We start from the raw sequence: 12,674 nt of genomic DNA on the forward strand, positions 1-12,674 counted from the left end.
GCACCAAAGCCGGTTGATCGGTATAGGTCGCCGCATCTATGTAATTTGGCGTGTTATGTTTACGGTCCCGAGCTGGTGATGCCCGGGACCTTGTCTATGAAGCACGACCGATGTGTTGTGGGTGCATGCCTAGATCCCTGAGTTTTGACCGACAATCAATGTCGGGCCATCAATAGCGCGTGCTGCGGCGCGGTCCAATATATCTCATGCTAGAAAGCAGCTACAGCGACGTTCTCGTCGTCCTATCAGTTCTCGTCGCAATTTTGGCCGCGTATACCGCCCTGGATATGGGTAGCCGTATCAGCACGGCTAAAAAACCTGCGGCACTATGGTGGTGGCTGGGCGGCTCGTTCGCCATGGGCCTGGGCATTTGGTCCATGCACTTTATTGGCATGTTGGCGTTTGAATTGCCGATCGCTTTGGGCTACGACCCATGGATCACACTGTTCTCGCTGGTCGTGGCTATTGCTTCCTCTGCGTTTGCGCTGTGGATATCCAGCAGCCGAAAGCATTTGGACTGGCGCAGATTGTGCTGCGGCGCGCTGGTGTTGGGTGGTGGAATCGCAGCGATGCATTATTCGGGCATGCATGCCATGCTCATGGCGCCTGCCATTGTTTACGACGCCGGCTTATTCGTCCTTTCAGTGATTGTCGCCGTGATGTCGTCGGGCGCGGCATTATGGATGACGTTCCGGCTACGCTACCGCTTATCCCATGCGATTCTATTTCGCTGCGGCGCGGCGGTCATCATGGGTTGTGCCATCGTTGGTATGCACTATAGCGGTATGGCTGCAGCGCAGTTTCCGCTAGGAAGTATCTGTGGCGCGGCACGCTTTGGTATGGATAACAACTGGCTGTCCATATTGGTCACCCTGGTAACCGTCGCCGTACTGGGCATCACGCTGATCATCTCGGTGCTGGATGGACGGCACGAATCGCATACCGGTGTCTTGAACGAATCGCTTAGCGAGGCAAACAGGAAGCTGCGGCATCTGGCGCTGCATGATGCGCTTACCGGCTTGCCTAATCGTGCCTTGCTTGAAGACAGGGCCGAGCAGATGATAAACGCGGCACAGCGCAATCACAGTCGTTTCGCCTTGCTCTTCATGGATCTTGACGGCTTCAAGGCGGTCAATGACGCACATGGGCATGCAGTGGGCGATGCACTGCTGGTCCAGGTCGCTGAACGAATCAAGCACTGCCTTCGTTCGGAGGACACGGTTGCCCGCCTTGGCGGCGATGAGTTCGTGGTATTGACTGAAGTCTCCGACCCCGATGAGGTTGCCACGCTTGCGGCCAGGCTCGTTGAGCAGACGGTAAAGCCATTTTCCGTGCACGCTTGCGAGCTGCGTCTTTCCATGAGTATCGGTATCGCCATCTATCCTGAGGACGGGATGGACACGCACACCCTGCTGATCAACGCCGATGCTGCCATGTACCATCGAAAGGACTTGGGGCGTGACGGCTATTCGTTTTTCGATTCGTCCATGAATGCCAATGCGCAGGAGTATCTCCAACTGATCCACGACTTGCGCTTTGCAGTCGAGCGCGGCGAACTGGTTTTGCATTACCAACCCAAGTTCGATGATCCGGCCCAGCCGGTGGTGGGAGCCGAAGCGCTGGTACGCTGGAACCATCCAAGCCGCGGCTTAGTGCTGCCTGATGACTTCATCCCGGTGGCCGAGAAAACGGGTTTAATCACCGCAATCGACAATTGGGTGCTCAACGAGGCCTGCCGCCAACTGAAGATATGGCGTGATACGGAACTGGGTGCCGATTGGACGGTAGCGGTAAACGTGTCTGCCGTACAGTTCCGTCATCCCCAGCTTATAGAAACCGTAAGGCAGGCTTTGGACCGTCATCAGTTGCCAGCGCGTAGTTTGATCCTGGAAATCACAGAGACTACGACGATGCGGGATGTCGAAGAAAGTCTGGCGATACTTCAGCAACTGGCTAAAATGGGGGTCAAGATCTCCATCGACGATTTCGGCACCGGCTATTCCAGCTTGATGTATTTAAGGCGCTTGCCGGCCAACGAACTAAAAATTGACCGCGGGTTTGTGCGCGAGCTCAAGCAAGACACCGAAGACGCGGCCATCGTATCGGCGATTGTTGCTCTCGGAAAAGCGCTCAGCCTGAATGTGGTCGCGGAAGGCGTGGAAACCATGTCGCAGCAAAAGCTGTTAGCCGAACTGGGTTGCAATTCATTGCAGGGCTATCTGCTCGGAAGGCCGATGGCGGCTGATGACTTCATGTGCGCGGCAGATGATCGACTTCAAACAAATTGACGCCTTTGTATGGGTTGCCGAGCTGGGCAGCTTTCGCGCGGCCGCCGAGAAGCTAAACACTACCCAGCCGGCCATCTCGCAACGTATTGCGGCGATGGAAGCCACCATGGCCGTGCGCCTGTTCGAGCGGGGCGCGCGTGGCATAAAGCTAACCGAGAAAGGCCAGGAGCTTTTGTCCCATGCCCAGCGCATGCTGGCCCTGCGCAACGAAATGATGACAGTCGCCAAGGCGCAGAATGCCGTGCGCGGCACCTTGCGCCTGGGCAGCTCCGAGACCCTGGTGCAAACCTGGTTGCACCACCTTATCGATGAGCTGCACCAGAGGTATCCTGCGCTGGTAGTAGAGCTCCATGTGGACACGACCCATGTTCTGCGCAGCCAGTTGGCGGCACACCAGATAGACCTGGCCATGTTGGTGGGGCCGACGCACGAGCCGCGTGAAAGCGACCTGCATCTATGTGATTACGATCTGGCCTGGGTCGCCAGCCCCGGCCTGAAACTGCATGGCCGTCCGGTAACCGTTGCAGAGTTGGGTCAGTACCCTGTCATTACTTATCCCTCCGCCAGCCTGCCTTACCATGCTGTTAGAACCTTGCTGCAGGAGGCGGGTATCAAGTCGCCACGCATTTATGGCAGCGCGTCCATGAGCACGATAGTCCAGATGACCTTGCGAGGCATAGGGCCCAGTGTTATTGCGTCGGCGCTGATCAGCCAAGAAGTCGCGGAAGGGAAGCTATTTGTGCTGGATGTGGACAAAACGCCGGCACCGCTCAGTTTTTATGCGTGCTGGGTAGAGTCGCCTGATAGCCATACGGTGCGCACCGTGGCCAGGTTGGCACAGCGTATTGCAAAGCGGGCGGCAAACGAGCCTACGGAGACATAAGAAAAATTTATCGCCCCGCATGCGTACATACAATTGGACGGAAGGCACGAGATAGGATGCAATAAAGAGATACTCATTACTGGCGTAGCGCTGCATGAATCCGTCCACTGATGTCTCCCCGACCCTTGCCGCAGAAGCCGAGCGTTGCCGTCGGCAGATTCGGCTGGGGCAATACGCCGGACCGACAGCCGGTCTTGCTGCAGGCTGTGTGCAAGCCAATCTGATGATACTGCCGGCCTCGTGGGCCGACGAATTTCTGTTGTTTTGCCAGCGTAATCCCAAGCCTTGTCCGCTGCTGGCGGTTACGGAACCAGGCCGCTATAACGTGCCAGCACTGGGCCGCGATATCGATATTCGCAACGACCTGCCCAAATACCGCGTTTGGCGCGACGGGCAACTGGCGTCGGAACCGACAAGTCTGGACGATGTCTGGCAGGATGACCTGGTGTCCTTTCTGATCGGCTGCTCGTTTTCGTTCGAAGAGGCCCTGCTGGCCAATGGCATCGACGTACGCCATATCAGACTAGGCACCAATGTGCCCATGTATCGCACCAACATACCGACCGCTGCCACGACCAGGCTGAACGGGCCCATGGTGGTATCGATGCGACCGATGAAGGCGAAGGATGCAATACGCGCGATTCAGATTACTTCCCGCTTTCCCGCCGTCCACGGTGCTCCGGTCCACCTGGGCGATCCCGCTTTGATCGGCATCGCGCGGCTGGACCAGCCCGACTACGGCGATCCGGTCGATATCCAGCCCGATGAGATACCGGTTTTCTGGGCTTGCGGCGTCACGCCGCAATCCATCATCAGCACCGTCAAACCCCGGTTCAGTATCACCCACGCTCCCGGCCATATGCTGATTACGGACGTGAGCAATGCCAGCCTGGCTTCGTTTTGATTTTTGTAGACCCTTGAGGAGACTTCAATGAAAAAAGTGCTTTTATCAACACTGGCCGCCAGCACCATGCTGCTTGGCACCGCCGCCATCGCGCAAGAGAAAGTTGCCGACCTGCCCAAGACCCAATTGCAAGTCGTGGGCGGCTTGAGCAACCTGACGGCTTACCAGAATTTCGAGCAGCCGATGTGGACCAAGACCATACCGGAACTGTCGAATGGGCAGGTCACGGCCGACATCAAGGGCTTTAACGAGATGGGGCTGAAGGGTCCCGAGATCTTGCGCCTAATCGGGCAGGGCGTCATACCCATCGGTACGGCCACGCTGGCGTATTTTGCCAGCGACAACCCGATCAATGAAGCAATCGATCTGGCCGGCCTGGCTCCCAATGTGGACGTCGCACGCGAAGTCACCGACGCGTTCCAGCCGGTCTATGAAGAGTTCTATGGCAAGAACAACATTAAGGTGCTGGGCCTGTCCACCTACCCCGGTCAGGTACTTTTTTGCAATGCCGAGATCTCTGGCCTGGCCGACGTGAAGGGCAAGAAAGTGCGTACTAGCAGCAGAACCACAGCAGAGTTCGTGCAGGCGCTGGGCGGTACCAGCGTGACCATACCTTTCGGCGAAGTCGTACCGGCCTTGCAGAACGGGGTGGTGGATTGCGCGATTACCGGCTCCATGTCCGGGTATTCGGCAAAATGGTATGAAGTCAGCACGCACCTGTATGCCCTGCCTATCAACTGGAATCAACAGATTCACGCCGCTAACCTGGACTACTGGAACAAGCTTGATCCCAAGGTGCAGGACTTCGTGCAGAAGAATATCGATGTCATGACCGACCAGATATGGGAAGCTGCGGGCCGCGAAACCCAGGAAGGCTACGATTGCAATACCGGCGCTGCGGCTTGCTCGCAGCCGGTCAAGGGCAAGATGAAGTTGGTCGAACCCACAGCAGCCGACCGCGAACTGCTCAAGAAAATCACGGCTGAAACCGTTGTTCCCAAATGGGCGGCTCGCTGCTCTGATGAATGTGTCAAAGGCTTTAACGAAACCATAGGTAAAAAACTGGGCATCACAGCCAGCAAATAGTCAGTATGACGCGTGTGCCGGCCCTATCCATCCGGATCGGGCCGGCCGCGCTCCACCGGTGATAGCCATGAACATTACGACCGAACGCTACGTTTTGCTGGATCGGCTGCTGCGGGCAGCCAACTCGTTTTCGCGCGTGGCCATATGGGTCGCGGGCAGCCTTACCCTGGCAAGTGCCCTGTACATCACTGCCGACGTCATTACCCGAAAGTTTTTCAGTATCGCGCTGGGCGGTTCCGACGAGCTGTCCGGCTACGCCTTTGCCATCAGTATTTCGTGGGCGCTGGCATTTGCCACGCTGCAGCGTGCCAACATACGCATCGATGCGCTCTACCAGCTTCTTCCAGTGCGCCTGTGCGCGCTGCTCGACTGGATCGCCCTGGTGGGCTTGTCCGTCTTCATTATTTACTTGACACGTTACGCTGCGGATGTCGCGCTGCTGTCCTGGGATCGAAACGCCACTGCGAATACGGTGATGGCAACGCCGCTGTGGATACCGCAGTCGCTTTGGGTCATCGGGCTGGTCTGGCTTTGCCTCGTACTGGCATTGATGTTGATACGCTCATCCATCGCTTTGATTACCGGCGACCTTGTTACTGTCAGAGCGATTTCCGGCATCCGCAGCTCGAAAGAAGAAGCCGACGAAGAGGCCGACGCGGGCCGACGCATGGTGCGAGGAGACTTTCAATGATTACGACCTCGCTTGTGCTGCTGCTTGTCCTGATCGGCATCAGCATCCCGGTTGGCGCCGCGCTGGGCCTGTTGGGGCTAATCCTGGATCCCCTGTATTCCATGCTGCCGCTCTCGCGAGCCATTGGCGAGATATCCTGGGCCACCAGCAATGAGTTCCTTCTCGTAGCCATTCCGCTTTTTGTCATGCTGGGCGAAATTTTGCTGCGTTCTGGCCTGGCCGAAAAAATGTACAACGCCATGAGCCTGTGGCTGTCGTGGCTGCCGGGCGGCTTGATGCACGCCAATATCGGTGCCAGCGCCTTGTTTGCCGCCACATCGGGCTCCAGCGTGGCAACCGCGGCAACGGTGGGTACTGTCGCCATACCGCAGATCGAGAAGAAGGGCTACAACGAATCGCTATTTCTGGGAAGTCTGGCCGCCGGCGGCACTTTGGGCATCCTGATACCGCCATCCATTAATCTGATTATCTACGGGGTCCTCACCAACACCTCGGTGCCACGCTTGTATTTGGCAGGGATTATTCCTGGTCTGGCCATGGCGGGACTATTCATGCTTGCCATTGCCTTGGCGTGCATGGCCAGGCCGGCATGGGGCGGACAAAAGATCTCCGCTAGCTGGAAGGAACGCATGGCCAGCCTGGTTCATCTGGTTCCGCCGCTGGCAATCTTTGTGCTGGTGGTCGGGTCGATCTACGCTGGCGTTGCGACGCCAACCGAGGCGGCTGCCCTGGGCGTGGTCGGAGCGCTGATCCTTGCCGCTTTCGCGCGTCGGCTTACGCTGGCGATGCTGCGGGAAGTGCTTGAAGGCACCATGAAATCAACCGCCATGATCATGTTGATTGTTATCGGCGCTGCTTTTTTAAACTTCATCATGTCGGCCACCGGCTTGACCAATGCCTTGACCAGCACCATCACCGGGTTGGACGTTAGCCCCACAACGATGCTGCTGATCCTGGTTGTGTTTTACCTGGTGCTGGGTTGCTTTATGGAAACCCTGTCCATGATGATCATGACCATCCCGATCGTGACACCCATCATGATCGCGCTGGGTTTCGATCCGGTATGGCTGGGTATTGTCATCATTATTCTGGTCGAAGCAGCCTTGATCACGCCGCCAGTCGGCTTGAATCTGTTCGTTGTTCAAAGCCTGCGCAAAAGCGGCAGCATGAATGACGTCATGATAGGCAGCCTGCCTTTTGTCATCATGCTGCTTGGCATGGTTGGTTTCCTGGCCTGGATTCCCGATCTGGCGCTTTGGCTGCCTCGGGTCTTCAGCTAACACCTTATTTACTCTACTACGCGTACACGATCATGAATCTTTCCTTCCAACTAGCAGCCATTGGCCAGCCGGTCGCCGGCGATCTTACGGTTGATATCACGAACTGCATCGTCGCCGGGTGGGCCGGACGCGACCAGGCCGCCATCGAGCACCACATCGAGGAACTGGCCGAGCTGGGCGTCCCGCGGCCCAGCGCTGTGCCCTTGTATTACCGCATTGCTTCCAATCAGCTTACGCAGGAACACTCGGTGCAAGTGGTCGGAGACGGTTCATCGGGCGAGGTCGAGGTCTTTGTTTTCTCGGACCAAGGCCGCATGTATGTCAGCCTGGTTTCCGATCATACCGATCGCAAGCTGGAATCCCACAGCATTGCGTTGTCCAAGCAGTTGTGCGTAAAGCCGGTGGGGCGCGAGGCATGGCGTTTCGACGATGTGGCGGACCACTGGGACGAACTGGTTCTGCGGTCCTGGATCGAAGAAAGCGGCCAGACCGTGCTGTACCAGGAAGGGACGCTGGCAGAGTTGCGCCATCCACAAGACCTGATCCAGGGTTACTTCGGCCAGGACATCATCCCCGAGCACAGTGGGATGACCTGCGGCACGATGGGCGCCATCGGCGGCATACGCCACGCGCCATCCTTTATGATGGAGCTCTTCGATCCCCGCCTCCAGCGCAGCCTCAAGCACCGCTATACGCTTGAAATCCTGCCCGAAGTGGCCTGACCCTGCTATTCCCCCCGATAAGAGAACGATGCTACCTACGATTACTGAGCTGCAGAAGGCCCTGACCAGCGGCGCCACGACGTCCACCGAATTGACCCAGGCCGCCTTGGCGCGCATCGACGATCCCGACGGCGAGGGCAAACGTACGTTTACTCGCGTTTATCGCGACCAAGCGCTGGCCTCGGCGCAGGCTTCGGACATCTTGCGCGGGGCGGGGCTGACACGCTCGCCGATTGATGGCTTGCCCATATCCATCAAGGATTTGTTCGATGTGGCGGGCGAAACCACGCTGGCCGGCTCGGTCGTACTGAAGGATGCTCCTGCCGCAGAAAAGAACGCGACCATTGTGCAACGCCTGGTGGACGCCGGTGCCGTGATCGTGGGCAAGACCAACATGACCGAATTCGCGTTCTCGGGCCTGGGCTTGAATCCGCATTACGGTACGCCCAGCAGTCCGTGGGACCGCGAAACCGGTCGCATACCCGGTGGGTCTTCCTCGGGAGCAGGGGTTTCTGTGGCCGACCGGATGTCGGTGGCAGCCATAGGAACGGATACGGGCGGATCTGTGCGGATACCTTCGGCGTTCTGCGGCCTTACCGGTTTCAAGCCGACGGCTCGTCGTGTGCCTTCGCAAGGATCTTTGCCGCTGGCCGTCAGCCTCGATTCCATAGGCCCGCTGGCTGCCAGTGTGGAGTGCTGCGCCATTCTGGATGCCGTGCTGTCCGGCGCTGCCTACACTGCTCCGCAGGCGCCCCAGCCCTCCCAGCTTCGGTTCGCCGTACCTGCAGACACTGTCTTGGACGGCGCCGACGACCATGTGCGCGGCAGCTTTGAATCGGCACTTGGCCGCTTGCGCGATCAGGGCGCACAAATCGAGGTCATTTCGCTACCGGAATTCCAGCAACTGGCTTACATCAACCGCCTGGGTGGATTCGTATGCTCGGAGGCCTGGGCCTGGCATCGCAATCTGCTTGCCGATCATGCAGACCAGTACGACCCGCGTGTCGCGTCGCGCATGCAAAGGGGCCGAGACATGTCGGCGGCCGACTATATCGAGCTGCAACAGACCCGTGCTGCTTGGATAGCGTCAGTAGAGCAGCGCTTGCAGCACTACGATGCGATCCTCATGCCCACGGTGCCCGTCGTCGCACCCGTCATCAAGGATCTCGAAGCGTCGGACGAGAGCTATTACAAAACCAATGGCTTGGTCCTGCGCAACGCGACATTGATCAACTTCCTCGATGGCTGCGCCTTGTCGCTGCCTTGCCATGCACCAGGCACCGCGCCGGTCGGCTTGATGATCGCCGGCCCGGCCATGCGCGACCTGCATATATTGAATGTGGGTGCGGCGGTGGAACGCGCGCTGACGTGATCTGATTACGGCTGGGCGGCCGCGCCTCTTGCCGGCGGCCAAAAATCCTCCGGCAATAGCGGCGCAGCGTCCAGATCCAAAGGCCCGGGTCGTTCTTCGGGCACGCAGTCCTTCAGTGCCGCACGTACGCGGGCCAGGGCGGTTTCACCCCATGCGCCATCCACGATTTTATTCCACCACTCGCGGTGGACGCAGCGCACACGCACGGGTATGGAAGGCAGGCCGACACGTTGGGCCATTGCCAGGCGGTGCAAGCCGCGATTGATCTTCAGGATGCGGCCTTGGCGCGAGATGGCCACGCCGATCTCGTCGCGGGTGCGCTCGGGTCGATAGCCCTCGGTGACCATGCTGTCCAGAAACCCCACATAGACTTCGAGATAGCGCAATATCTTCTCCGGCGTGTCCAGCAAGATGCCTTCTTGATGCGAACACCACGGCTGACCGCTTTCCAGCGCGGACAGCAGTTCCTGATACCTCTCGGTGCGTGTCAAATCGTGCCGGTTCTCGTCCAGGTCGGAGATCAGGCGGTAGCGGGTGCCGACGCGTAGATCTTCGCGGCGCTGATCCCAGTTCCCATCCCAGATGAAGAACATGGACGAGGGGCGTTTCTCGCCATCGGTGCTGATGCGCACGGCGATGCGTATCAGCTTGCGCGGGTCAACGTGCAGCGTCAGGGCTTCATCGCCCAGGGCAGCTTCCAAGGAGCGACGGGGCAAGCCTTGCGCCTCTATGTATCGGCTACCCGCCCTTTGCTCCAGCCAACGTTGGAACAGCAAGCGGTCCACTGGCAGTCCAACATACTGCTGCATGCGATCGCGGAGGGAGTGCTGCATGTAGGCAAGGCGTACCCGCCATTGAATTTCTTCTGCAGTCAGGTCGGCGAATTCGGCCTCCCCTTCGGGGCCGAGCAGGGCGCGTGGAGAGTCGGCCGCGTGGTCCTCCCGCCCTTCATGGTCTGTCGTCTTCATGAAAACCTCTCTGGCGCTTTCGCGTGCAGGGCAAGTGCAAGCAAGGCGAAACGAGTTGTTTTGATGATTGACTGTATCTATGAAAGGGCAAGGTCGATGTAACCAGAAACAGCGGTTCTTGCTGGATCTGCCATGGGCGCTGTAGGAGGGAGGCGCCCCTACGGTCGGTGTTACATCGTTAATGGATACGCACTTACACGTTTTGTTTAACTGGCGGGCGCGAAAGCAACAGTTCACACCATAGGGAGGGGCCTCAAGGAAGGTTTTCGTTGAAGACCACGCTGATCTGCATGGCTTCAACCCCCGCCATGGCTTCGCGGCCTTCGCGTAAATTGGCGAAGATACGCACGCTGTTCATGATGGTGGAGTGCAGGTTTTGATTGATCAGTGCATCCATAGATCCGTCCACCAGGAGCGCGCGCGTATCGGGTGTCAGGCCGTGGCCCACGAACACCACACTTTGATCCCGGCCGACTTCTTTGAGGGCGCGCGCGACGCCATCGGACGCGCCGCCAATGTTATAGATGCCCGCAAGTTCAGGGTGCTGCTCAAGCAATTGACGAGTCTGGCGGTAATTGGTGCCGGCGTCATCATGGCCTTCGCGTAGTCCTACCACCTGCAAGCTGGGGAACTTCTCTTCCAGAATGTGTTGGAAGCCCATCTCGCGTTCCTCATGTCCCCGATAGTGTCGGCTGCCGGCGATCATAGCCACCTTGCCGGAACGCGGCCCGATAAAGCGGCCCAGCAGCAAACCGGCAGTTCGTCCTGCGGCACGGTTGTCCAATCCAACATAGGCGGCCCTGCGGGAACTGGACAGGTCGGAAATAAGAGTCACAGCGTGTACGTTCTTATCGGCGAGCGTATTTACTGCTTCGCGCACCAAAGGATGCTCCAAAGCCATGAAGGCGACGCCGTCTACACGCCGCCCCTCTCGCAACAGGGTGTCCACGAGCACTTGCGGGTTGAACCCCTCGACATAGCGGCAGCGGCATTGCACGTTAAAGGGCTCGAACTGTTCATGCGCGATGTCGACGTAATCGCCGAGCATGTTCAAGAAGCGGTTCGTGCCTGCAGGCAAGATGAACGCCAGGCGCAAAGGTTGCGGACGCAAGGCTTTATACAAGTCGTCCTGTGGCAGATAGCCCAGTTGTGCCGCTGCCTTGAGAACCAGCTGTACGGTTGCCGGCCTGACTCCGGGGCGATGGTTAAGCACGCGATCTACGGTTGCCGTCGACACCCCGGCTTGTTGCGCGACATCAGCAATCACCACCCGAGATGTTTGAGGGCCTTTCATTTTATATTAATCACATCAAAAACCATCATGGGGTACGATTGACGTAATACGCCAATAGCTGCAGAATCTGCCTCAATCACTGAGACATTACGATAATGTTACATCAAAACTAATCAAGGAGACATCATGATCACTCATCTGCCCCGCATTGCCCGCAGGACGCTTTTTCGTGCGGCTGTACTCCTGGTCATGGGCGCCTGCGCTCCTGCTCTCAGCGCCAAGTCGATGGAGCTTCGCTATGGCCACATGAATTCGCCTAATAGCGTGGCTGGTATGCAGGCGCAAATGTTTGCCGACAAGGTGGCTAAGTACACTAATGGCGAAGTCACCATCAAGGTGTATCCGTCGTCGCAGTTGGGCAAGATGCAAGAAATGGCGGAAGCCACCTCAACCGGCGTAATCGCGATCTCGCACAATACGGCTGGAGGCACGGGTTCGCTTTACGAGCCGTTCGGTGCGTTCGACACTCCGTATCTGTATCGCGACGTCGATCATTTGATGAAGGTGACGGCCAGCGATTCCCCCTTGATGCAAGAGATGAACGAAGGGCTGATCGACGCGGCTGGCGTCAGGGTGCTCTATACCTATTACTTCGGTACGCGCCACCTTACGACCAACAAGGCGGTACGGACGCCGGCGGACCTAAGCGGACAAAAAATCCGTGCCTTGCCCTTTCCCATATACATGACAGGGGTCGAAGCGCTGGGCGCTGTGCCGGTACCCGTCGACTGGTCGGAGGTTCCCACCGCTTTGGCGACGGGCCAGGTATCGGGCCAAGAGAATCCGGTAAACGTCGTGCTCTCCAACAAGCTTTACGAATCGCAGTCCCACCTGATGCTGACCGGTCACATCATGAACGCGCAAGTCATCGTGATGAACCAAGGCGTATGGAAGAAATTGACCGATGCACAGCGCCAGGCCTTTGAGAAAGCCGCGCTTGAAGTCCGGGCCGAGGCAACCGATATGGTGCAGCAACAAGAAGCGGAAGAGCTCGCAAAGTTAAAGGAGCTCAAAATGACAGTGATCGGTCCGGACGAGGGATTGGAGCTGGATGCTTTCAAGGCTGCTGCCAACAAGCTGGTAAACGAACGTTTTGCCGGTAAATACGGGCAAATCTACACGCAGATCGGCGAGATCAAATAACGGTCGCAGCCAGCCTGGCAAGCGCTGCACACTTGTGCAGCGC

11 protein-coding genes are annotated in these 12,674 nt (G+C 58.1%); 9 read left to right on the forward strand and 2 right to left on the reverse strand.

Annotated features, from left to right (window positions below; all coding sequences use genetic code 11):
* The first annotated feature begins 206 nt into the window (after positions 1 to 206).
* From CKA81_RS16285 to CKA81_RS16320, 8 genes are all read left to right on the forward strand, one after another.
* Positions 207 to 2,288, forward strand: coding sequence for a putative bifunctional diguanylate cyclase/phosphodiesterase (locus CKA81_RS16285; protein WP_128356244.1), 2,082 nt, complete (start codon positions 207 to 209; stop codon positions 2,286 to 2,288).
* A complete protein-coding gene (locus CKA81_RS16290) occupies positions 2,266 to 3,171 on the forward strand; it encodes a LysR family transcriptional regulator (protein WP_128356245.1) in 906 nt (301 codons plus the stop codon). The genes CKA81_RS16285 and CKA81_RS16290 overlap by 23 nt, the downstream gene beginning before the upstream one ends.
* 94 nt (positions 3,172 to 3,265) lie before the next feature.
* Positions 3,266 to 4,075, forward strand: coding sequence for a putative hydro-lyase (locus CKA81_RS16295; RefSeq protein WP_128356246.1), 810 nt, complete (start codon positions 3,266 to 3,268; stop codon positions 4,073 to 4,075).
* 27 nt (positions 4,076 to 4,102) lie between these two features.
* Positions 4,103 to 5,161 (forward strand): TRAP transporter substrate-binding protein, encoded by a 1,059-nt coding sequence (locus CKA81_RS16300; protein ID WP_128356247.1) that lies wholly within the window; start codon positions 4,103 to 4,105, stop codon positions 5,159 to 5,161.
* A gap of 67 nt (positions 5,162 to 5,228) precedes the next feature.
* Positions 5,229 to 5,852 (forward strand): TRAP transporter small permease subunit, encoded by a 624-nt coding sequence (locus CKA81_RS16305; RefSeq protein WP_128356248.1) that lies wholly within the window; start codon positions 5,229 to 5,231, stop codon positions 5,850 to 5,852.
* A complete protein-coding gene (locus CKA81_RS16310; RefSeq protein WP_128356249.1) occupies positions 5,849 to 7,132 on the forward strand; it encodes a TRAP transporter large permease in 1,284 nt (427 codons plus the stop codon). Before CKA81_RS16305 ends, CKA81_RS16310 begins: the two co-directional genes overlap by 4 nt.
* A gap of 32 nt (positions 7,133 to 7,164) precedes the next feature.
* On the forward strand, positions 7,165 to 7,854 hold the full coding sequence (locus tag CKA81_RS16315; RefSeq protein WP_128356250.1) for a DUF2848 domain-containing protein: 690 nt from the start codon (positions 7,165 to 7,167) through the stop codon (positions 7,852 to 7,854).
* A 28-nt stretch (positions 7,855 to 7,882) separates the two neighbouring features.
* The gene (locus tag CKA81_RS16320) at positions 7,883 to 9,226 is read left to right on the forward strand and encodes an amidase (protein WP_128356251.1); all 1,344 of its coding nucleotides are present in this window, start codon (positions 7,883 to 7,885) and stop codon (positions 9,224 to 9,226) included.
* Between the two features lie 5 nt (positions 9,227 to 9,231).
* Here CKA81_RS16320 and CKA81_RS16325 read toward each other — a convergent pair whose 3' ends face one another.
* Both CKA81_RS16325 and CKA81_RS16330 read right to left on the reverse strand, forming a co-directional pair.
* Positions 9,232 to 10,194: a hypothetical protein gene (locus CKA81_RS16325; protein WP_128356252.1), complete on the reverse strand. Its 963-nt coding sequence runs from the start codon at positions 10,192 to 10,194 to the stop codon at positions 9,232 to 9,234.
* A gap of 253 nt (positions 10,195 to 10,447) precedes the next feature.
* Positions 10,448 to 11,488 (reverse strand): LacI family DNA-binding transcriptional regulator, encoded by a 1,041-nt coding sequence (locus CKA81_RS16330; protein WP_128356253.1) that lies wholly within the window; start codon positions 11,486 to 11,488, stop codon positions 10,448 to 10,450.
* 126 nt (positions 11,489 to 11,614) lie between these two features.
* Here CKA81_RS16330 and CKA81_RS16335 point away from each other — a divergent pair, with 126 nt between their 5' ends.
* Entirely contained in the window at positions 11,615 to 12,631 is a 1,017-nt protein-coding gene (locus CKA81_RS16335) for a TRAP transporter substrate-binding protein (RefSeq protein WP_128356254.1), read from the forward strand.
* Positions 12,632 to 12,674: the final 43 nt, after the last annotated feature.

The organism is Pollutimonas thiosulfatoxidans (assembly GCF_004022565.1).
GTDB lineage: Bacteria > Pseudomonadota > Gammaproteobacteria > Burkholderiales > Burkholderiaceae_B > Pusillimonas_D > Pusillimonas_D thiosulfatoxidans.

Bases quoted from the DNA above. Each gene is read 5' to 3' on its own strand.
- CKA81_RS16285 (WP_128356244.1), top strand. From the start codon at position 207: ATGCTAGAAAGCAGCTACAGCGACGTTCTCGTCGTCCTATCAGTTCTC.
- CKA81_RS16290 (WP_128356245.1), top strand. From the start codon at position 2,266: ATGATCGACTTCAAACAAATTGACGCCTTTGTATGGGTTGCCGAGCTG.
- CKA81_RS16295 (WP_128356246.1), top strand. From the start codon at position 3,266: ATGAATCCGTCCACTGATGTCTCCCCGACCCTTGCCGCAGAAGCCGAG.
- CKA81_RS16300 (WP_128356247.1), top strand. From the start codon at position 4,103: ATGAAAAAAGTGCTTTTATCAACACTGGCCGCCAGCACCATGCTGCTT.
- CKA81_RS16305 (WP_128356248.1), top strand. From the start codon at position 5,229: ATGAACATTACGACCGAACGCTACGTTTTGCTGGATCGGCTGCTGCGG.
- CKA81_RS16310 (WP_128356249.1), top strand. From the start codon at position 5,849: ATGATTACGACCTCGCTTGTGCTGCTGCTTGTCCTGATCGGCATCAGC.
- CKA81_RS16315 (WP_128356250.1), top strand. From the start codon at position 7,165: ATGAATCTTTCCTTCCAACTAGCAGCCATTGGCCAGCCGGTCGCCGGC.
- CKA81_RS16320 (WP_128356251.1), top strand. From the start codon at position 7,883: ATGCTACCTACGATTACTGAGCTGCAGAAGGCCCTGACCAGCGGCGCC.
- CKA81_RS16325 (WP_128356252.1), bottom strand. From the start codon at position 10,194: ATGAAGACGACAGACCATGAAGGGCGGGAGGACCACGCGGCCGACTCT.
- CKA81_RS16330 (WP_128356253.1), bottom strand. From the start codon at position 11,488: ATGAAAGGCCCTCAAACATCTCGGGTGGTGATTGCTGATGTCGCGCAA.
- CKA81_RS16335 (WP_128356254.1), top strand. From the start codon at position 11,615: ATGATCACTCATCTGCCCCGCATTGCCCGCAGGACGCTTTTTCGTGCG.